Source organism: Faecalimonas canis, assembly GCF_054601575.1.
This window is the reverse complement of the sequence record NZ_BAAHSI010000004.1, coordinates 1-21,863: the sequence shown is the minus strand read 5'-3', so window position 1 is coordinate 21,863 and position 21,863 is coordinate 1. Positions and strand designations below refer to the sequence as shown.

16 protein-coding genes and 1 riboswitch are annotated in these 21,863 nt (G+C 38.0%); all 16 genes read right to left on the bottom strand.

Annotated features, from left to right (window positions below; translation table 11 throughout):
• Positions 1–100: 100 nt before the first annotated feature.
• Positions 101–1,063: a tRNA dihydrouridine synthase DusB gene (dusB, locus tag ACYPXO_RS00830; RefSeq protein ID WP_459638849.1), complete on the bottom strand. Its 963-nt coding sequence runs from the start codon at positions 1,061–1,063 to the stop codon at positions 101–103.
• Positions 1,063–1,407: a DUF6145 family protein gene (locus tag ACYPXO_RS00825; protein ID WP_459638848.1), complete on the bottom strand. Its 345-nt coding sequence runs from the start codon at positions 1,405–1,407 to the stop codon at positions 1,063–1,065. Before ACYPXO_RS00825 ends, dusB begins: the two co-directional genes overlap by 1 nt.
• A complete protein-coding gene (locus tag ACYPXO_RS00820; protein WP_459638847.1) occupies positions 1,394–3,277 on the bottom strand; it encodes a biotin--[acetyl-CoA-carboxylase] ligase in 1,884 nt (627 codons plus the stop codon). Before ACYPXO_RS00820 ends, ACYPXO_RS00825 begins: the two co-directional genes overlap by 14 nt.
• Positions 3,278–3,337: 60 nt before the next feature.
• Positions 3,338–4,288 (bottom strand): SPFH domain-containing protein, encoded by a 951-nt coding sequence (locus ACYPXO_RS00815; protein ID WP_459638846.1) that lies wholly within the window; start codon positions 4,286–4,288, stop codon positions 3,338–3,340.
• A gap of 285 nt (positions 4,289–4,573) precedes the next feature.
• Complete coding sequence (locus ACYPXO_RS00810; protein ID WP_459638845.1) at positions 4,574–5,620, bottom strand: cell wall hydrolase; 1,047 nt, start codon at positions 5,618–5,620, stop codon at positions 4,574–4,576.
• 157 nt (positions 5,621–5,777) lie between these two features.
• Positions 5,778–6,551, bottom strand: coding sequence for a TrmH family RNA methyltransferase (locus ACYPXO_RS00805; protein WP_459638844.1), 774 nt, complete (start codon positions 6,549–6,551; stop codon positions 5,778–5,780).
• Between the two features lie 4 nt (positions 6,552–6,555).
• Positions 6,556–7,206, bottom strand: a complete 651-nt coding sequence (locus ACYPXO_RS00800) for a potassium channel family protein (RefSeq protein ID WP_459638843.1) — start codon at positions 7,204–7,206, stop codon at positions 6,556–6,558.
• 12 nt (positions 7,207–7,218) lie between these two features.
• Positions 7,219–8,595 carry a TrkH family potassium uptake protein gene (locus ACYPXO_RS00795; RefSeq protein WP_459638842.1) on the bottom strand — a complete coding sequence of 459 codons (1,377 nt, stop codon included), beginning with the start codon at positions 8,593–8,595 and terminating at the stop codon, positions 7,219–7,221.
• 75 nt (positions 8,596–8,670) lie between these two features.
• Positions 8,671–9,360 carry a response regulator transcription factor gene (locus tag ACYPXO_RS00790; RefSeq protein ID WP_459638841.1) on the bottom strand — a complete coding sequence of 230 codons (690 nt, stop codon included), beginning with the start codon at positions 9,358–9,360 and terminating at the stop codon, positions 8,671–8,673.
• Positions 9,353–10,846 carry a sensor histidine kinase gene (locus ACYPXO_RS00785; protein WP_459638840.1) on the bottom strand — a complete coding sequence of 498 codons (1,494 nt, stop codon included), beginning with the start codon at positions 10,844–10,846 and terminating at the stop codon, positions 9,353–9,355. The genes ACYPXO_RS00790 and ACYPXO_RS00785 overlap by 8 nt, the downstream gene beginning before the upstream one ends.
• Before the next feature lie 178 nt (positions 10,847–11,024).
• Positions 11,025–12,212, bottom strand: a complete 1,188-nt coding sequence (gene metK / locus ACYPXO_RS00780; protein WP_459638839.1) for a methionine adenosyltransferase — start codon at positions 12,210–12,212, stop codon at positions 11,025–11,027.
• Positions 12,213–12,335: 123 nt separating this feature from the next.
• Positions 12,336–12,438: riboswitch (SAM riboswitch) on the bottom strand.
• An 87-nt stretch (positions 12,439–12,525) separates the two neighbouring features.
• Positions 12,526–17,268, bottom strand: a complete 4,743-nt coding sequence (locus ACYPXO_RS00775; RefSeq protein WP_459638838.1) for a discoidin domain-containing protein — start codon at positions 17,266–17,268, stop codon at positions 12,526–12,528.
• A gap of 36 nt (positions 17,269–17,304) precedes the next feature.
• A complete protein-coding gene (locus tag ACYPXO_RS00770) occupies positions 17,305–19,395 on the bottom strand; it encodes a transglutaminase domain-containing protein (protein ID WP_459638837.1) in 2,091 nt (696 codons plus the stop codon).
• Between the two features lie 134 nt (positions 19,396–19,529).
• Positions 19,530–20,822, bottom strand: coding sequence for a UDP-N-acetylglucosamine 1-carboxyvinyltransferase (locus ACYPXO_RS00765; protein WP_459638836.1), 1,293 nt, complete (start codon positions 20,820–20,822; stop codon positions 19,530–19,532).
• Positions 20,823–21,045: 223 nt separating this feature from the next.
• Complete coding sequence (locus ACYPXO_RS00760) at positions 21,046–21,447, bottom strand: hypothetical protein (protein WP_459638835.1); 402 nt, start codon at positions 21,445–21,447, stop codon at positions 21,046–21,048.
• Positions 21,448–21,599: 152 nt separating this feature from the next.
• The coding region (locus ACYPXO_RS00755; RefSeq protein WP_459638834.1) for an LPXTG cell wall anchor domain-containing protein at positions 21,600–21,863 on the bottom strand (264 nt) is incomplete at its 5' end.

Genomic DNA, 21,863 nt, shown 5'->3' with positions numbered 1-21,863 from the left:
ATACTTACAGCAAATTTTATCTATAAGAAAATTTATACAAAAAAAATATCCTATACAAATTATATCACATAATTTATAGGATATTTTTTATTTACTTTTACTAATCCGTTAATCTCTCATCTAACAATGTCTTCAATTCCTCGAAACTTTCCACACGGTTAATATCATCTCTTAACTTTGCAGAATTTTTCATTCCGGTTGTGTACCATGCAATATGTTTACGCATCTCACGGATGCCAAGATAATCGCCTTTATACTTCATCTGCAGTTCTGCGTGTCTTAACATTGTTCTTTTTACTTCCTGTACGTCAGGGCGTTTCGGCATCTCCCCATACTTTTCGTAGTGAAGTAATTCGGAAAAAATCCATGGATTCCCCTGCGCTCCTCTTCCAATCATAATGCCGTCACAGTTCGTCTGCTTTTTAATCTCAACCGCATCCTGTCCGCAAGTCACATCCCCATTTGCTATAACAGGAATAGAAACCGCCTCTTTTACCTGACGGATAATATCCCAATCCGCCTTTCCTGAATAATACTGTTCCCGTGTTCTCCCATGAACCGCAACTGCAGCTCCACCGCTCGCCTCAATGATTTTTGCAATCTCTACTGCATTGACCGACTCATCGTTAAATCCTTTACGGATTTTAACGGTAACCGGTTTCTGAATGGCTCTCGATACTTTTGTTACAATCTGTTCCACCAGTTTCGGATTATTCATAAGCGCAGAGCCTTCTCCGTTTTTTACAATTTTAGGTACAGGACACCCCATGTTAATATCCAAAATTGCAAATGGCAACTCTTCAATACTTTTTGCTACCTCGCTCATTACATCGGGGTCTGAACCGAATAACTGAAGAGAAACCGGCTTCTCTTCAGGATGAATTTCCAAAAGCGCCTGTGTATTTCTATTTTTGTACTGAATTGCCTTTGCACTCACCATTTCCATACAGAGAAGTCCTGCTCCCTGTTCTTTACAAAGCAACCGAAAAGGCAAGTCAGTCACCCCTGCCATCGGGGCTAAAATATATGGATTTTCCAGTTCTACATTTCCTATCTTCAGCATTATTCTCCGATTTCCTCTCCTAAGAAAAATACTTTATAGTACAGTTCAAGAGAACGAAGCATATCTTCTTTTGTTCTCTGTAATTCTTTAATTTTCAATCTGCTTCCAATATCATCATAAAGAAAATCGTTTTCTTCTGAGGACACTTCAAAAACAAGCGTTCCGTCCTCTTCATACTCTAACGCAAGAATACCACCGATTTCTTCCGTGTATAATACACACATAATTTTTAATTCATCTTTAATACTGTCCGGCAGTGCATCAAAATCCGGATTAAAATAATATTTCTTTTCGTATGCGTTTGACGCACATAATACCGTTTTTTCTTCTCTATACATATTCATACATTCCTCTCACTGAAACTTCTCCCGAGAAAACTCTGTCAATTTCTCCGTTCTCTCTCTCCACAAGCAATTCTCCCTCTTCATTAATGCCTAGGGCAAACGCTTCATATTCATTATTCGGCTCTAAAATTCGCACCTGCTTTCCACAGTTCACTAGCATTTCATTATATTCTTCCTGTATAAAGGATAAATCTCCCATCTCCACAAAACGATTATAATTCTCTTCAAAAGACTCCATCATCCTTACGATTAAGTCAGTACAGCAAAATTCTCTCCCTGACTCTTTTTTTAATGAGGTCGCCTTATCTCTCAGTTCTTTGGGAAAGTTTTCCATATTGACGTTTATTCCTACACCGATTATCACCGAAGCAATCTCTCTTTCCTCCATTTTCATCTCAGTAAGAATTCCGCAAATCTTCTTTTTCCCGATAACCAAATCATTTGGCCATTTAATTTTCACATCCAATTCTTCCTGCTCACGCAATACTTTCGCAACACTATACGCCATGACGAGAGTAAGCATCGGGGCTTTTTCCGCCAAAAACTTCGGTCTTAACAAAAGGGACATATAAATATTATCCGTATCTTCAGACTCCCATGTTCTTCCTCGCCTTCCCCGTCCGGCATACTGCTTCTTTGCGGTAACAAGTGTACCGTGTTTTTCCCCCTCTTTTGCAAGACGTAAAGCCTCCGCATTTGTGGAATCTATCTCATCATAAGAATAGACGGTACTTCCCGCCCATTTCGTATTCGTTTCCATTAAGTCTGTCACATAATCCCTTCCTATTCTCACAAACGCTGAAACAAATCTCGGAAATTCTTTCTTTTCTTTCATCTGTTCATACCGCCTGCAAACTTGTGCATATAACTCCCTTTCTGTATAAATCCTATACTTTTGAACGTGCAGAAGTTTCGCACAGGCTTCCAACATCGTCAGATACAGTTCTTCCTCCGTATACCCTACCGGCATTCTCAATGCAAATGCCGTTTCGATACGCTCCTTTTCTGACAAACGGGAAATCCTCGTATTATAATAGCACTCTTCACCTGTTTGTTCAATATAGTAAATCCGTCCTTTTAATCCGTAAATCATTCTCTTTGCATCATAATATCCGATTTGCATATTCTGCCTGCTTCTTTTCGGATGAAACTCAATGATACTTCCAAGTTTAACGTGAGGGGCAACTCGATAGACATTCATTTCATCCGTAATATGCACTTTGGGTTCACGACCCGGACCGAAAATCCGAATTTGAATAATATTTTCATATCCTCTGTCTACAAGTGCTCCCATTGGCACATTATTAATTACCCCGCCGTCAATATATGTCTTACCATGAAGTTTTTCATTCTTAAATCCAACAAGATAGGCGCTCGCCAGCAGAAAATCCTCCAACATTCCCTCCGGAATATCTTCTATGCTCAAATCCAATTCCTTCATATCCGACACGGAAAAAGTCATAATGCAAAACTCTATCCCTGACTCCCGTATCTTTCTTTCATCAACATTTTCATGAATCAATCTCCGAAGAGGAGTCACGTCAACACCGCCGTCTGCCAATGTTTTCCACAATTCTCTCAATACTTCCGTCAGTGGATTTTCCTTTCTGAACAGACACTCCATCCACATATCATCCACATCCATTACTTTTGAAAATGTAATTTCACTCCAGACCTTCTCCGCCTTTTCCACATCATCCATACAGATAAACGCTCCATTCAACGCTCCAACGGACGTACCCGCCACCGCATTAATTTTTACGCCTGACTCCCGCAGTGCTTTCCATGCTCCAATCTGATAAGCACCTCTCGCACCACCGCCATCTAACATCAACGCATATTCTTTTTCCAAATCAATTACTGATTTCATCCTCCACCTCCTCACGTCTAAAAAAGGGATATGATGAACATACCCCTTTCTCCTGTCTTCTTATTTATCTGTACCGATTTCTGTCACGGATTTTACCAAACCCGCAACGCTTTGAATTTCTGACGGAATAATAATCTTAGTCGCTTTTCCATCCGCTGCTTTCGCAAACGCTTCAAGACTCTTCATCGTTAATACGGCTTCATCTGCTCCGGCCTCTTTCAAGAAACGGATACCGTCTGCATTCGCCTGCTGTACTTTAAGAATTGCCTCTGCCTGACCTTCAGCCTCTTTAATCATTTTTTCTTTTTCTGCCTCGGCTCTTAAAATTGCAGCCTGTTTTTCTGCCTCGGCGTCAAGAATTGCAGATGCCTTATTACCTTCTGCAACGAGAATTGTAGATTTTTTCTCACCTTCCGCACGGAGAATAGCTTCACGTCTTTCTCGTTCTGCCTTCATCTGTTTTTCCATTGCATCCTGAATAGCAGCAGGAGGAATAATATTTTTCAACTCTACCCTATTTACTTTAATTCCCCAAGGGTCAGTTGCTACATCGAGAGAGGCACGCATCTTCGCATTAATCGTTTCTCTTGAAGTCAGTGTTTCGTCTAATTCCAAATCACCGATAATATTACGAAGTGTTGTCGCTGTCAGATTTTCAATCGCCATTAAAGGATTGGCTACCCCATAACAGAAAAGTTTCGGGTCTGTAATCTGGTAAAATACAACCGTATCAATACGCATTGTGACATTATCTTTTGTAATAACAGGCTGTGGCGGAAAATCTGCCACCTGCTCTTTTAAGTCTACTTTTCTTGCCACACGCTCAATAATCGGTATTTTAAAATGTAAACCTACGCCCCATGTCGCCTGATAAGCTCCTAATCTTTCCACAACGAGCGCCTGTGCCTGTGTAACAACCTTGATACAGGAAATCAATATCAGTATGATTAGAACTAACAGAACAATCCCTACAATTGCGCCCATTCCAATTCCACCACTTCCGTAGTACATAAAAACCCCTCCTTGTTTTCTGAAAATACTGTTTTTGTTTATTTATTTTACTATATTCTATTTTGCTTTTCAAGAAAAATAATAACTATTATGTTTTGATTATCGGAAAAGCAAGTCTTATAGAAAATGTACTATCGTCCTTAAAAACTTCAAATATCCCTTTATGTTTTTCCATAATTACAACACAATTATGCAAACCAATTTTTGCCGATTCTCTTTTATCCGGCATTTTCACTTTTGTCAACATAAAAAGAGGTTAGTTTCAAACTAACCTCTCTTGTCTTCTTAGTGGAAGTAATGACTTCCAATTTTATATCCTGTATTTCCATTTCCAAAATATAAACGATTTCCAATAGGATTTTCTCCTGCCAACGCTGCATCTGCCGCTCTATAACATTCTGCTGTTGCTTTTCCTGCTGCAAGTACACGTCCCAATTTTCCTGTAATCGCCGGTCCAAATTGTCCTCGTTGATAAATAACTCCTGAAATTGTATTTGGGAATCTTCCGCTTCTCACACGGTTCATAATAACAGCACCAACTGCAACTTTTCCCTGATATGGCTCTGCACCTGCTTCGCAATAAATAATCGCTGCCATCAAATCTCTATCACTTGTCGATACAGACATCGGAGCATTTCTTTTCTGTGAAGCGGCCGCAGCGGCTGCTTCCGCTTTCTTTCTTTTTGCCTCTTCTTCCGCTTTTCTCTTCGCTTCTTCCTCGGCTTTCTTTTTTGCTTCCTCTTCCGCAATCTGCTGCATTGTTTTTCCGTTCTGTGTATTTCTTGTTACTTTTACATCAGCTGCGGCTACAGTAATCTGTTCGTTGCCTGTTCCTTTTAATGTCAACTGTTTTCCGTCTGTATCTACAACAGTATATTCTTTTCCGTTTACTGTTGCTTTTGCAGGGCATACAGTTTTTGCTCTCTCCACCGCTTTTGTTCCAAGAACAAGATTATCATTTTTTATATATCCTACTACATCCCCTGAAGAAACTTTAGACCATGTATCTCCTGCTTCTTCAATATGCACAACAGTGTTGCGGTATACTTTCCCTGAAACTGTACCGTTCTCATCTGCCGTTGCATAGACTGACATTTCTCCGTCTGTATTTACCAATGCTTTCTGATTAAATTCCTGTGTTTCTACCGCAACAGATGCTGCTGCCGGTAAATTTGCAGTAATATCATCTAACACCGGTTTATCTCCCAATAGTTCTACAATCCCCTGAGTTTCTGATTGTGCATCTGCCGCTTCACTTGTAAATACAGCCGGCACAGTAAGACAGGTTGTAAGTAAAAGACATACAGTCACTTTCATAATCTCTCGTTTCATATATAACCTCCTGAGTCATTATCTGGTTTGATTTGTTAATATTATTATACCCAAATAATGCGTTTTGATTACGATTTGTTACAAATTTGTTACAAATCCGTCTTGGAGCATACTAACACTAAAAGATTTACTTGTCAACCCCTATGTCTTAAAAAATTTATCTTCGCTGTCTACAGACTTCAAACATCAATATGGATGAAGCGATTGCCGCATTCAATGATTCTACTTGCCCCTGCATCTGAATTTTCACCCAAATATCAGCCTTTTCGGCTATTTCATCACGCAGTCCGTTACCCTCATTTCCAATCAAAAAAGCACAGCCTATCTTATAATTTTCCTCATCATAATTATTTTTTCCCTGTAGATGTGCAGCATATACTTTTATATCTTGTTTTTTCACTTCATCAATTGTATTTTCCAAATCTTCCACATATAAAAACGGCATTCGATAAATCGATCCCATCGTAGAACGAATTGTTTTCGGATTATAAATATCTACACAATCTTTGCTTAAAATAATTCCACTCACCCCGGCCCCTTCTGCTGTTCTGACAATTGTCCCCAAATTCCCCGGATCCTGTAAATTGTCTAAAATCATCAGATGTGCTGGATTTTGTGCGAAAATTCCTTCCAATTTTGTCTTTTTTTGCCTTACAATGCACAAAATTCCTTGAGGAGTTTTTGTATCGGAAACGTGCGAAAAGACTTTATCCGACAGAATTTCCACCTTTAATCCATCCAAATTTAATTCCTGTTTCTTCCTATTAAATAGTGTTTCAGATATAAACACTTTTTCAATACGATTTCGAGGTGCTTCTGAAAACATTTTTATGCCCTCTACAATGAAAACATTCCTCTCATTTCTCGCCTTACTTTTCTTTTGTAATTGTAACAATTCTTTCACCTGTGCATTGCCTGTGCTTGTTATCATTTTTCTACTCCTCTTTCAATTTTTGCAATACTTTATTTGAGCCAATCAGAATAATAATTCCATCTTCCGGCAAAGGTTCTGTCGGTTCAAAAGAAAGATTAACATTACCGTCTTGAATAATTCCAACAACATTAATACCTTTTCTTTCTCGAATACGCAGTTCCAACAAAGTTTTTCCTGCCCATTTTGCCGGTATTTTCCACTCTACCAAACTGTATTCAGGAGATAAATCAATCCATTCCGCAAAATTTGTCGCTACGATTCCTCTTGCAATACGAATCCCCATTTCTTTTTCCGGATAAACAATTACATCTGCTCCGACCTTTTTCAAAATTCTTCCCTGCAATTCTGTCTGCGCTTTTGCAATAACATATGGTATTCCTGTTTCTTTTGCCATAATAGTCGCAACGATACTTGCCTCAAGATTTTCAGAAAGTGCCACAACTGCCCCATCCAAATTTCTAGCACCAATTGTTTCCATCACCTCTGCTTCCTCAATATCCGCACGCATTGCATAAGATACTTCATCGGAAATTTCCTGAATTTTCTCCATCGATTTGTCCACTACAAGAACTTCACAGCCAAGCCGTTCCAAAGAAAGAGCCACGCTTTTTCCAAAATTCCCTAATCCAAACACTGCATATTGTCTTCCCATTTTTCTTCTCTCCTATCCTACCAAAATACGTTTTTCCGGTAATTCTCTTACCCTATCTTTTGTATGTCCTTTGCCAAAAATTAGCGCCATCGTCACCGGTCCGATTCGTCCGATATACATTAACATCATAATAACATATTTGCTTGCCGTTTCCAGTTGTGGCGTCAAATCCGCACTTAACCCTACCGTTCCCATTGCCGATGTTGTTTCGTATAAAATACGCATAAATTCCACATTAGGTTCTAACACCGAAACAATAACCGTTCCTGTGATAAGAAATCCCATCGAAAGAAAAATAACTGCCAGTCCCGTTCGGATATTATCTTCCACAATTCTTCGTCCGAAACATTCCGTATCTCTTCCTCCCTTAATAACAGAGCGACACGTTAATATAAGCATAGCAACTGTTGTCGTCTTTACACCGCCCGCCGTACCTGCCGGAGAACCTCCCACAAACATCAAAAGACAGGTAATCAGTTTCGAACCGTTTGTCAGTCCCGACTGCGAAACAGTGGCAAATCCGGCCGTTCTCGTTGAAACTGAATGAAATCCGGATGCCATTATTTTCTCCCCGAGTGTCATATTTCCAAATGTTTCGGGATTTGCATATTCCAACACAAAGAAACTGACCGTACCAAGTAGAATCAGTGCAATCGTCATGCTAATGGCAATTTTAGAATGTAATGTCAACTTAGTAAATATTTTTTTAACAGAATACCCTTCTTTTCCAAAATCTTCAAATACATTTTTCAACACATCACCCCAAACGGTAAAACCAATACCGCCGACAATGATTAATGACATCGTTGTAAAGTTAATAAGAGGATTAGCAGCATATTTTGTAAAACTTCCATTCCCTAAAATATCAATGCCTGCATTACAAAAAGCAGAAACGGAATGAAAAATCGAATAACACACCCCTTCCACAAATCCGTACTCCCGCACAAACTGAAGAGAAAACAATACTACTCCTACTCCCTCCACTATAAAAGTTCCTTTAATAATTTTAATCAAAAACTTTACAAGACCACTCAATGTATCCATATTATAAGTTTCCTGAATAATGATACGTTCCCTCAGCGTAATCTTCTTTTTCAAAATCAAAAAGAATGAAAATGTACAGGCGATAACTCCTAATCCTCCAATCTGAATCAATACAAGGAGAATCCCTTTACCCAACACCGTAAACTGTGTTGCCGGCACAATCGTCACAAGTCCCGTCACGCATACAGCTGACGTTGCCGTAAACAGTGCATCCGTAAATTGAATCGGTTTTGTATTACACACCGGTAAATACAATAAGACACCACCTAAAAGGATGGTGCCTAAAAATCCGGCTGCAATCAACTGCATTGTACTAAATCTTATACTTTTCTTTCGTTCCTTCACAAGCCATTCCCCTCATTCTAACAAATTTCTACATAGTCAAAGCAAATACATAATGTATTTGCTTTGATTAGTATACTACACTTTGAAGCGATAGCCAACACCCCAAATTGTTTCTATATATTGCGGTTTTGATGTGTCAAATTCTATTTTCTCCCTTATCTTTTTAATATGAACCGTTACTGTTGCAATATCCCCAATAGATTCCATATCCCAAATCTCACTGAACAACTGATCTTTCGTATAAACATGGTTCGGATGACTTGCCAAAAATGTAAGCAAATCAAATTCTTTTGTCGTAAATGTTTTTTCTTCCCCATTTACCCACACGCGTCTTGCTGTTGTATCTATTTTAAGTCCTCTTATCTCAATCACTTTATTTTCTTCCATCGTGCTTCCGATAAGGCGCTCATATCGTGCAAGATGCGCTTTCACTCTTGCAACAAGTTCACTTGGACTAAATGGTTTTGTCATATAATCATCAGCCCCAAGTCCCAGTCCTCTTATTTTATCAATATCATCCTTCTTTGCAGAAATCATAATAATAGGCGTATTTTTCTCACTGCGAACCTGACGACAAATCTCAAATCCGTCTACACCCGGAAGCATCAAATCCAAAATAATCAAATTGTAATCTTCGCCAAGCGCCTTCGTCAATCCGATTTCACCGTCGTTTGCCACTTCCACTTCAAATCCACTTAATTCCAAATAATCTTTCTCCAAGTCAGCAATTGCTTCCTCATCTTCCACAATCAAAATTCTATTCATTTATCGGTACCTCCTGATATTTTCTAATAACAAAATACATGACTGTTCCTGTTCCTTCCTTACTTGTCGCCCAAATTTTACCTCCATGCTCTTCCACAATTTTCTTCACAATGGAAAGCCCTATTCCGCTTCCTCCTTTAGAAGAATTTCGTGATGCATCCGTTCGGTAAAATCTGTCAAAAATATTCGGCAAATCCTTGGAAGAAATTCCTTTTCCATTATCTTCGAGTTCCACTTGGATAAAATCTCCAACATCCTTCACTCGAAGATTAATATGCCCATGTTCTTTGTCCATATACTTAATTGAATTTGTTACAATATTATTAATAACTCTTTTCAACTGCTCCGCATCGGCAATAATTTTCTGTTCGCCTTCCACATAATTAGAATACCCAAAAGTTATTCCTTTTGATTCCAATTCCAGCGATAAATCTTCAGCACAATCATCAAAATAATCATTCACTGAAATTGTATTAAAATTATATGGTATGCGGTTCGTATCTATCTTTGAATAAAAAGTCAATTCATTAATAAGCCTATCCATTTCATTCGCCTTATTATAAATCGTACGGATGTATTTATCCATCTTTTCAGGCGTATCAGCAACACCATCCATAATTCCCTCCGCATACCCCTTAATCGCTGTAACCGGAGTCTTTAAATCATGAGAAATATTGCTAATCAACTCTTTCCCTTCCTTATCATACTGAAGTTTCTCTTCTGCATTTGTTTTTAAACGTTTCCGCATATCCTCAAAATCCTGACAAAGTTGTCCCAACTCATCATCCGTTTCTGCTTCTAACTGAAACTCAAGATTTCCCTCTTTAATATTCTTTGCTGCTTTCTGCATTTTCCCAAGTGGTCCTGTTACCCCTTTATAAATCCAGAAAATAAGCAGAGCGGCTGTCACAACCAAAATAATAATAATCGCTAGCAAAGTATCGGTAATCAATTGACGTACTTCAGGAATCACATCACTTACATCCGTCACAAGAAAAACACTCCCCAACGTATCATCTGACTGCTTAAAATCAATCTGTTTCACTAAAGATTGTGCATTCCCATAGTACACTCCGTTTTCAGATGTAGAATCATGTTCCCCATACTCCGGCAGTTGATAAATCATTTGCTTTGCTTTCTCGGCATCCCCGCCGATATAAATGATTTTCTTATTATGTCTTACAATAAGATATGAATTTTTAGAAAGAAGTTTCTCATTTATCTCTTCCAAATAAGTAATATCATCTAGTTTGCCCGGATTTTCCGAAGCAACCTCCTTCAACTCGTGATACGGTTTCTCTGTCAGACTGTTCATCACCTGCACCGAATTGGAAAAATTCTTGTACGTTGTCCCTGTAATTCCGTAGTTCTCCTCTATTGCATTAATCTGGTACTGGCTCAGTCCAAAAATAATAATTGCCGTCAACAAAATCGGTAAAACACTGACCGTTACAAATGCTGTAATTAATCTCGTTTTTAACTTCAAACGGACACTCCCTTTCGTTTTCCTTGCCCTGACCTCAAGGCTTGCGTGTACATTATATCATGGTATTTTCCGTTCTACACCAAAACGCTTATAAACATTTATAAAATTCTTATAAACTGTGAAAGGGGACGTAGTATTTTCTAATTTTACTACGTCCCCTTTCACAGTTTCGACACATTTATAAATATTTTTTCAAGTCTTCTACTTTATCTAATTTTTCCCATGGCAAGTCTAAGTCATTACGACCAAAATGTCCGTACGCTGCTGTCTGTTTATAAATCGGACGGCGTAAGTCTAACATTTTAATAATTCCTGCCGGTCTTAAATCGAAGTTTTCTCTGATAATTTCTACTAATTTTTCTTCTGAAAGTTTCCCTGTTCCAAATGTATCTACCATGATTGAAGTCGGCTGTGCAACTCCAATTGCATATGATAACTGAATTTCACATTTATCTGCAATTCCTGCTGCAACAATGTTTTTCGCTACATAACGTGCTGCGTATGCTGCTGAACGGTCTACTTTTGTACAGTCTTTTCCCGAGAATGCTCCGCCGCCATGACGAGCCATTCCGCCATAAGTGTCTACGATAATTTTACGTCCTGTAACACCGCTATCACCGTGTGGTCCGCCAATTACAAAACGTCCTGTAGGATTGATGAAGAATTTTGTGTTTTCATCAATCATTTCTTTCGGAAGAATTACATCAAATACGTGTTTTTTGATGTCTTCATGAATCTGTTCCTGTGTTACATCCGGATCATGCTGTGTAGAAAGCACGACTGCGTCTAATCTTTCCGGCTTTCCTTCTTCATTATATTCTACGGAAACCTGTGTTTTTCCGTCCGGACGTAAATATGTGAGTGTTCCGTCTTTACGGATTTTTGTCAACTGTAATGCCATTTTATGAGCTAATGAAATTGGATATGGCATAAGTTCTTCTGTTTCGTTTGACGCATATCCGAACATCATTCCCTGATCGCCTGCACCGATTGCTTCGATTTCTTCATCTGTCATTTTATTTTCTTTTGCTTCCAATGCTTTATCAACACCCATTGCAATATCTGATGACTGTTCATCAATCGCTGTAATAACACCGCAAGTATACGCATCAAATCCGTATTTTCCACGATTATAACCGATTTCGTTAATTGTTTCTCTTACAATTTTCTGAATATCTACATAGGCATTTGTTGTAATTTCTCCCATAACTAAAACAAGCCCTGTTGTGATTGCTGTTTCGCAGGCTACACGGCTGTTTGGATCTTGTTCCATTAATGCGTCCAAAACAGCATCTGAAATTTGATCACAAATCTTATCCGGATGTCCTTCTGTTACCGATTCTGATGTAAATAATAATCTTTCCATTTCCATTTCCTTTCTTTTTTACTTTCTCTTTTCGGGATTTCTTCGCGGAGCATCGCATTTTTACATTTTTCCGCAAAAAAACAGCCCACAAAAGTGGACTGTTTATATTTTTATAAATCAATCCTCTTATTGTTCGATTACTCGCTCAGGTTGGCACCTTCCTGTCTGTAACAAGGGGTTGCCGTGGCTTCATCAGTCCTTTTACCTCCACCACTCTGAATAAGAGAAAGTTTCTATATAATACATATGTTTGTTACGCTGACTATCATAACACTACTTACAGGTTACGTCAACCTGTATTTTTAGAAGAATTTTAGTCTTCTTTTTTCTTTCTTCTGCTAATTACAACAGCGCCTGCTGCCGCCATAAGTCCCAAATACCATACCGGTGACTGTGTATCTCCTGTTTTAACAGGCTTCTGTTCATCCGGTTTCACTGTCGGTTTCTCTCCTGAAGGTTTATTTTGGTCTGGTTTGACCGGTTTTTCCGAATCCGGCTTATCTGGATTTTCCGGATCTGGCTTGTCTGGATTTTCCGGATCAGTTGGTTCAGAATTTTTTTCAAATACTGCATACACTGTCATATTTCCTCCGACAACCGTGTCTGCCGTCACTTCTACCCCTGTACCGTCTTTTTCCGTATTCCAGCCTTTGAATGTAAATCCTTCTTTTACTGGATTTTCCGGCAAATTGTCACCTAACACCTTACCTTTTTCCAGTTCTACTGATGTTTCTTCTCCATCGACATCAAATGTAACTGTTACTTTTTCTTCTTTTTCAGGAATATTTGTCAAAGCATCTGCCAATAATTCTTCTGCTGCCTTTACATTTTCTTGTTCTGCAAGAGCATTTTTATATAAAGATTTTCCTTCCGCATATGCCTCAACCAAAGCATCATAGCCTTTTCTGTCAGCAAATGTCACACCAAGTTCTGCAAGTTTTTTCTCTGCATCCTTTACCAGTTTGCCCAACTCTATTTTGTCTACAGACTCATATGCCTCAAACTCTCTTAACTTAAATGTTTCATTATTACGAAGACTTACTCCCTGCATCTTCAGATAACGTGTGTTTAACGGCATTTCAAATACAATTGTATTTACACTCTCTCCTGTAAGCGTCTTCACATCTGTCCACGTTGTTCCGTCTATTGATGTTTGAATCTTGAAACTCTGAGGTGCTCTGTCCCATTGCAATACAAGTTTACTTATCCGTTGTTCTTTTAACATATCCACTGCAAAAGAACTGTCTGCATAAGCACCTTCAAAATAAGAATCTTTTTCACTAACTGTTGTATCATGCTTCCCGTCTAATGTATTTCCATCACCGTCAATCGCTTTCCAACCCACACGTAGTTTTTTCCAGTCTACGTCCTGACCTGTGTCTCCTTTGTGTTGTGCTGTTCCCGCTACTGCTGTTGCCTGTGATACATTCAATTCTTTTACAGCATTTCCTTTTGAAATCTCGTCAATTTTCTCAGGTGACAACGCTTTGTTATACACTTTAATATCTGCAATTTTACCATTTAGTCCTTCCCCGATTGTAGAAAGAGGGAATACAAATGTAGAAAGAAGATGTGCATAATCTGTTTCTGAATTGGAAGTTCTCAGTAACGCCTTAGAAAACTTTCCATTTACATATAACTTCGTTACCTGTTGTGTACCTACAACCGTCAACTGTACATCTTCCCCTTTTGGAAGTTTAAATCCAAAGTCCTGATTAAAGTAAGAACGATTTAATCCTAAATTTCCTTTTTCTTTTACAGTCAGGCGTCCATCTCTTCCATCAAAAAGACAAATATCCTTTTGACCTGCTGCATCTTTCGGAAGTTTCAAATCAAATTGCACTGTATATGGGTAATCTACTGAGCGAAGTCCTGTTTCCACTTTTCCGTTTCCATCTAATTTTAACCATGTTTTTCCGTCTTCTTTTTCTACTTTTGCTCCTATAATTTTTCCATTATAAGCATTTCCACTGGCATCATACACTTTTCCGTCTTTTACATTTTCAAAATCATAGTCTAAAACAAGTCCTGTTTCGCTCTTTATATCTCCTCCTAAAGACACGCCCGGTCCCTGTTGTAATCTTTCATATTTAAAACTATAATCTTCAAATGTCTGTGTTGCATCTGTTCCACCCCATGTTTTTTCACTGAGTACGGCTGCCTGACGTAAAATACGTTCAAAATTATCTCTTTCCGTAACCCCCATATCACTAATGTCTGCCCAAAGAGCAGTTTTGGCACCGAGAAGATTTGGTTCAGATTTTTTTACGTCATTGCTTCCCGTCATGATGGTTGGATTCCAATTATTAAAAATATGTTCTACATTAACCACATCTCTTTTATCTCGACCCGGATTTCCGTATAAGTGGAAAGAGTCTACATTTACAACTTTGTATCCTTGTTTAATTCGATTCTGTGCATTTTCCCAAGAGTTTGACCAAAAATCAATTTCAATATCGTTATATTCCTTTGCTTTATCTTCTTGATTTGCAAAAAATTGTTTTGTTGAACCCCACATACGCACTTTTTTGTTATGCTTTTTAACATTGTCCGCTGTCTGTCGGATATATTCCTGTACACCTTTTCTTTCTTCATTCGTTATGTTCCAGTATTCATCCGCACCTATGTTGACTGTATCTCCTAAAAATACATTTTCATCTAAATATTCATCAAACAACGCATCCATAAACGCAAACGCAGAATCCTTTTTCGGACCTGTCATTGCCAAAAGTTCCCAATCTTTATCTGCATTAATGTTTGTTGTAATTCCCGGAACCTTTTTCTTGAGTTCATCCAAATTGTTCTTCACATATTTTGTAAAAAGGAGTGAATGTCCCGGTGCATCAATCTCGGAAATCGGGTTAATCCCATAATCCATAGCCATTTTCTGCAGATTTTTATATTCCTCTTTTGAATATTGTGGAGCGCCTCCATACACTTCATTATAATACTCATCTTTTTTCGGAGTTGTTTCTAACCCTGGAAATGTATCGCTTTCCAGACGGAACATACCCTCCACATCTTTCCAATGCTCATATTTATCCCTATCTTTATCTCCCGGCACATGACGGTTATCATTTAAATGGAATTGCACTTCATTAATTTTATAGAATGACAATGCTTTTACAATATCTTCCAACGCATCCATACGGTATGGTGTTCTAGCAATATCAATCATAACACCACGCACTTCATATTTTGAAAAATCTCTAGCCACACCTTTCGGGAAAGTAAACTCTCCTTTTTGCGTATATAATACCTGTTCTAATGTTATCGCACCGTATAGACAACCGTTGTAGCCGTTTGCCATAATATGAATTCCATTATCATCTGCACGCAATAAATATCCTTCTTCACCGAGGCAATAGGTATCTTCCTTCATCGATTCAATAACAATGTCGTTTGCATCTCCACTGTGTTCATTGGAAATAGCAAGTTCCATTCCTGTGATTTCTTTCATATCTTTTTGGAACTGTTTTGCAATCTTATTAACATTTAAGTTTGCATTATCTTTTACAATAATGCGGGAATCTTCCCCTAATTTCACATCACCATTGTAACCGTACCATTCTTGAATACTTGGAATAACTTTCGGTTCTGCATTTTGTTTGGCTACCTGTGGAAAAAGATTCGTATGTTTCTGTGTCTTTTTTGGTACAGATACTTGGAACGTTTTCTGTGCCTTGTCATTTTCATCTTCCTTATTTACAACCTCCAACATAATTTCCATGTTATTGTAATCGTAAATATTATAGTTTGTAATTTTCCCATCCTCTGTAATAACCTGTGGAAATTCACTTCCAACTACACGAATTTCATATCCTTCCGAAACAGCAGGAAGCGGCACTTCTGTCATATCTGTCGTAATTGCATCTAAGCCTTTTACCGTATCCATAACTTCCTGTGCGGATTCCGGTGTAGATGGCACTTGCACCTGCGTTCCGTTAATTTCAATTTCTCGTACTGAAACACTGTTTCCTCCCGCACTTGTATTTACCTTATTAAATTCAAAACGTACATATTTCTTCAGATTTTTTACAATTGTAATACTTACTTTTTTATTTTCTTCCTTAGCATCACTTGAAGGGTCACATTTAAACGTTGCGACAGGCTCTCTCCAAGCATCATTTTTATTCTCTTTTGTCTTAATCACAAAATCTGTTGCAAATACTTTTTTAAAGAACGTTAAATCAATACTTGTAATATCTGTCACTTCATTTCCAAGGTTAATTTCAAACCATTGCATTGTCTGATTTTGGTTCGCAGTTGTTCCATTTTTCATTTTCGGTGCAGACCACCTTGATGTATCTGTTGTTTTATCTCCATCTACAGCCAATTCCGGTTTAAACTGTGGTGCTTCTGCCTCTACACCTGATGCAGTTACTTTTTTCCCTCTGGCAATATTTCCCGTCACTGTATTCGGTTTATCAGGACTATCTAATTCTCCATGCACTTCACATTCATAAACACCGATACTTCTTTTCGCCGCATTCTGATTAGCAGAAGTAAAACGAAGACGAATATATCTTGAAACTTCTGTAGGCTGTCCATTTTTCGTCAGATCTACTTTTCTTGTAATATTTGCATCGTTACCTGAAGGAATATCTAACTTTCCAACTTCTGTCCACTTCGCATTACTTCCATTATTGTCTGAAGTTTCAATAACAAAACTTCCATATAATTTTGCAAAAAATTTCACTGTCACATCGGATACTTTTGCCGAATTTCCTAAATCCACTTCTATCCACTGTTCTGTAAATGTATCATCATCTCCACTCTGCCAGCGGCTATTCAATCCATCGGTTGTTGTATTATCTCCTTTTCCGTCAAATGCAAGATTCGGTAATCTTGCAGGATTTCCATCTGTCGCCTCTAAATACTTTGATGCTCTTGCGGGACGGTTTAGTGCAAGGTTTGTTTCTACTCCTCGTTTTTCTGAAAATTCCTGCGTTTGTACAGTTTCTCCGCCTGCCGCCTGCACTGTGTTTATAGAAGATATGTTTCCCATAGTCAATGTGGCTGCAAGCAAGAGTGCCATCACTCTTTTCTTTTTCATTTACTTTTCCTCTCCTTCAAATATAGCAACTTTTAATTATTTCTTTCTTCTCTGCAAAAATGCAATAACTGCCATACTGAGCATTGCTCCCAGCCCTGCCGTTGCCGGTGTTGATACATCTGATGTCTTTGGAACTTCTGAACTGGCTTGCTCCGATGTTTCTTCTTTTGAAGGGTTTTCCGGTTTCTTCGGCTCTTCAGTATCTTCAGGTTTCTTTGGTTCTTCCAGTTTTTTCATACCGTCAATAACAGAATTTAAGTTGTCCATTGCTTCTTCCAACTCTTCTACTGTCACATTATCTTTTTCAAGTAAGTCTTCCACACTGCGTATTGCACTGCGAAGTTCTTTCACGCTCTCCTCTGTGTATATTGTCAGATTGTCATATGTTTTTGCTTTCACAACCAATTCCTTTGCCTCTTTCTTCTTGGCAATTACCGCTTCAGGAACAACCGGCACATCCGGTTCTTCCGGCTCTTCTTTTATCTTTTCCATGTTTGTGATAGCACTGTTCAGATTTTCAATTGCCTTATTCAACTGTTCAACCGTCACATCACTCTGTCCTACTATCTGTTCTGCCTCATCAATCGCATCACGAAGTACTTTTATACTTTCTTCTGTATATACGGAAGAATCGTCATACTCTTTTGCCTTCTGAATTAACTCTTTTGTTTCTTCTATCTTAATTTCAATTTCTCTGACATCTATAAATCGAATTTGATGTTCCTTCGCAAATTTTTCTGCTGCGCTTCCTTTCTCACCGAGAATTGTAAGTCCTCCCATATTTACTCCTGTAAAAGAGTCCTGCATAATCTCTTCTACAGATTTCGGGATATAAATTTTAGTAAGACTACCACAACCATTCAATGCATACGAAGGAATATTGGTAATACCATCTTCTAACACAATTTCTTTTAAATTTTTCTTTCCATTCAAAGCAATATTATCCAGTTTTACTGTCCCTGCCACATAAATTTTTTCTTTTCCTTCCGGAACTGTAAACAGTATAGTTTGATCCGTATTATAAACTGCTCCATCATAAGAAGAAAATTTTGTATTTCCTTCTTCCACCAAAAGTTCCTTTACATATGGATTTTGAAAAGTTTCTTTCTCATCATAGTGCTGCACTTCTTTTGGAATAACAAAACTTATATCCTCTTTCTGATATGGATAAATTAAAATTTTAGACAAATCTTTTGTAAATAACACTCCGTCTTTAGATGTATAGTTTTGATTTTCCTTAGCCACAGTTATACTTTTCAATGTCGTTGACTGATTTACATCTTCTATATTATTTACTTTTTCTGTTACAACAAGATGTTCCATTCCATATTTGCTTGAGAATACTGACTCAGAGACAGAGGTCACATCCATTCCATTGAACTTCTCCGGAACAGTAATCGTCTTCTCTCCTCCTGTTATCCCCAAAACTGCAAGTCCTTTATGAAATCCTAAAATAACTCCATTCTCATCAACAGCAGATACTCCTTGTAAATCAACGGATGTATGGCTTTTAGAAAATTCTTCTAACCCATAATCAAAGTTTTTGGGATCGGAAGTTCCCCATGTACTATCTGAGAAAAACCATTTTCCGTCAGTATAGACCATATTCCACGCATGCGCTCCCGATGTTGTATCTCCTGTAACTAAGATTGCCGGAATTCCCACAAGGTTCAGCATCGCTTTATAAAGGTTTGAGTACCCTCCGCAGACAGCCACTTTATACTTAAATACGTCATATGGTCGCAATCCTACATTTGGATCCTGTGGTCTTGCATAACGAATATTTTTGGTAATCCATTCATAAATTTTCTTTGCTTTCCGGTAATCGTCTTTCTCATCTTTGATAACTGTTGTTTCCAAAAATGTTTTGATTTCAGCCGCCTCTTTCTCCGTCATCTCGCCAAGTGACTGATCCCAAGTTTGAAAATCTTCAGGTTTTAATGAAGTAACAAAGTCTAATGCAATTGTATTATATTCCTTTGCAGAGACTTTTTGAGTTTCTTTCTTCTGTGCATATACATATTCTGTCTTTGCCTGCACCTGTTTTTGATAAGGTACAGTTGAAATCGAAATGCTTATTATCGATACTAAAACACCTAATTTGAGCCAATTTTTTTTTCTTTTCATTATTTTTCTCACTTTCGCAATATTTTCTTCATTATAGCAGATATTCGATAAAAAAACCAATTTTATTTTATACTCCGCATATTTTTTGTGCATAATAACAAAAGGAAGATACTATGAAGTATCTCCCTAACTTTCTACCCTACTTTAAATTTGAATTTTTGAATTTCTTTTTCACTTGCAACTCTTTCAATTACACCGCCAAGACTTCTTAATTTCTCCTCAAATCTTTCATATCCTCTTTCAATGTAAACAATATCGTCTACAATTGTAATTCCTTCCGCTGCAAGTCCTGCTATACAAAGCGCCGCTCCCGCTCTTAAATCCGGTGCACTCACTCTTGCTCCCGAGAATTTCTCTACACCTTCAATTGTCGCCGAATTACCTTCTACTTTAATATTTGCACCCATTCTCGCCAGTTCATCTAAATATTTAAAACGATTTTCAAAAATACTTTCTGTAATCGTACTTGTCCCTGAACATAATGCCAATGTCACTCCCATTTGTGGCTGCATATCTGTAGGAAATCCCGGATATGGCAATGTTTTCACCTGTGTATGTTTCAGTCTTCCCTTTGAAACAACACGAACTGCATCGTCAAACTCTTCCACTTCACAACCGATTTCTACTAATTTTGCCGTAGTTGCCTCCAAATGTTTCGGAATAACATTCATAACCGTGACATCTCCTCTTGTCGCTGCCGCTGCCATCATAAATGTTCCCGCTTCTATCTGATCCGGAATAATAGAATATTCCGTCTTGTGAAGTTTCGGAACCCCTTTAATTTTAATCACATCCGTCCCTGCACCTCTAATATTCGCACCCATACTGTTCAAAAAGTTTGCAACATCTACTACATGAGGTTCTTTCGCCACATTTTCCATAATTGTTGTTCCCTCAGCCATCGCTGCTGCCATCATCACATTAATTGTCGCTCCCACACTTACCACGTCAAAGTAAAGATGTGTTCCTTTCAACTGTTCTGCCTCAGCAATAATCTTCCCATGCTCAATAATAACATCGGCTCCAATTGCCTTAAATCCTTTCAAATGTTGATCTATCGGTCTGCTTCCGATATTACAACCACCCGGAAGGGCAACCTCTGCCTTATTATATTTACCTAATAATGCTCCTAAGAGATAGTAAGATGCACGAATCTTCTTAATATAATCATATTCAATACTGAAATCTCTTACTCCACTACCGTTAATCTTCACTGTATGACGGTCGATTCTTTGGATTGTTGCACCTATTCCTGACATTGCTTCCAACAATACGTTAATATCGTTTACATCAGGTAAATTATCAATTGTTACTGTTTCATCTGTCATAATTGCAGCCGCAAGTATTGCGAGCGCTGCATTTTTAGCACCACCGATTTGTACCTCCCCAACCAGCGGTGTTCCTCCCTTTATAATATATTGCTCCATATTGCACCTCGATTACTGGATATTTATTCCTGTTTCTATGTTAATTTTCTTCTCTTCTAGTTCTTTTCTAATTTTAAGCATAGTATGTTTTTATTATAACACAAAATCTTTATTTGTAAAATCTTTTTCAAAATGAATAAAAAAAGAAATTCGACAGTAATCTCCATAATTCTATCGCTTACTGTCTTTTTTATTCTAGCACACTGCATACCAATCGTCCATATCAATAAAACCTTCTTCTGCGTCTTCGATGTTCATTTCTTCTCTTCATCAGTTCATTTAACAATAAAACTTCTACTATATCTCTAATATTTCCCCGATTATTTTGTCTTTTCTGCTGCATTTCTAACTCGTCTTCAATATCCTCTCTCCTATCCATTGCTTTCACCCGTTCACAAATGCGATTGCACATCAAACGTATGCCAAGCATATCGGGATATTCATCATAAATCATACTTCCCTCATATTCCATTCTCTCACACTCATCTTCCACAAACGGAAGTATCCTTTTTACTGCATTTGGATATAGACTTTTCATATATTCCATATCCTGCCTTTCTTTTCTTTCATCGTCATATTCAAAAGGCATTGGGTACGCCATATAATAAGGTAATTTATAATCCATTACTCCTCTTCCCTTCACACTTTATCTACTGTATTATATGTTTCTTTAAAAAAATCGTGATTCGGTTAGACTTGAGTTTCCACAGATGAATACAATATATTTTCTTCCAATATAAAAACAGGGGCTTCAAGTCCCTGTTTTTATATTAATCTCTATTCATCTTCTTTTCTTCTACGTTTTATCACAAAAACTCCTGCTGCTGAAGCCATCATTGCAAGAACAAATACAAACGGCATCTGTGCATCTCCTGTTTTTACAGGCTGATTTTTATCCGGTTTCACATTCGTATTACTATCCGGATTTATATTTGTACTGCCGTCGGGTTTTGTTGTTCCGCTTTCTTCCTCCGGAACTTTTGCCGGTTTCTTCCGCAATTCTTCCATCGCTTCTTGGAGAGCCTTCGCTGCTGTATCTAC

Coding starts and splice junctions, on each gene's coding strand:
- ACYPXO_RS00790 (WP_459638841.1), bottom strand. CDS start 9,360: ATGAATAGAATTTTGATTGTGGAAGATGAGGAAGCAATTGCTGACTTG.
- ACYPXO_RS00800 (WP_459638843.1), bottom strand. CDS start 7,206: ATGGGAAGACAATATGCAGTGTTTGGATTAGGGAATTTTGGAAAAAGC.
- ACYPXO_RS00770 (WP_459638837.1), bottom strand. CDS start 19,395: ATGAAAAGAAAAAAAAATTGGCTCAAATTAGGTGTTTTAGTATCGATA.
- ACYPXO_RS00765 (WP_459638836.1), bottom strand. CDS start 20,822: ATGGAGCAATATATTATAAAGGGAGGAACACCGCTGGTTGGGGAGGTA.
- ACYPXO_RS00825 (WP_459638848.1), bottom strand. CDS start 1,407: ATGAATATGTATAGAGAAGAAAAAACGGTATTATGTGCGTCAAACGCA.
- ACYPXO_RS00815 (WP_459638846.1), bottom strand. CDS start 4,288: ATGTACTACGGAAGTGGTGGAATTGGAATGGGCGCAATTGTAGGGATT.
- ACYPXO_RS00760 (WP_459638835.1), bottom strand. CDS start 21,447: ATGGATTATAAATTACCTTATTATATGGCGTACCCAATGCCTTTTGAA.
- dusB (WP_459638849.1), bottom strand. CDS start 1,063: ATGCTGAAGATAGGAAATGTAGAACTGGAAAATCCATATATTTTAGCC.
- ACYPXO_RS00810 (WP_459638845.1), bottom strand. CDS start 5,620: ATGAAACGAGAGATTATGAAAGTGACTGTATGTCTTTTACTTACAACC.
- ACYPXO_RS00820 (WP_459638847.1), bottom strand. CDS start 3,277: ATGAAATCAGTAATTGATTTGGAAAAAGAATATGCGTTGATGTTAGAT.
- metK (WP_459638839.1), bottom strand. CDS start 12,212: ATGGAAAGATTATTATTTACATCAGAATCGGTAACAGAAGGACATCCG.
- ACYPXO_RS00805 (WP_459638844.1), bottom strand. CDS start 6,551: ATGATAACAAGCACAGGCAATGCACAGGTGAAAGAATTGTTACAATTA.
- ACYPXO_RS00775 (WP_459638838.1), bottom strand. CDS start 17,268: ATGAAAAAGAAAAGAGTGATGGCACTCTTGCTTGCAGCCACATTGACT.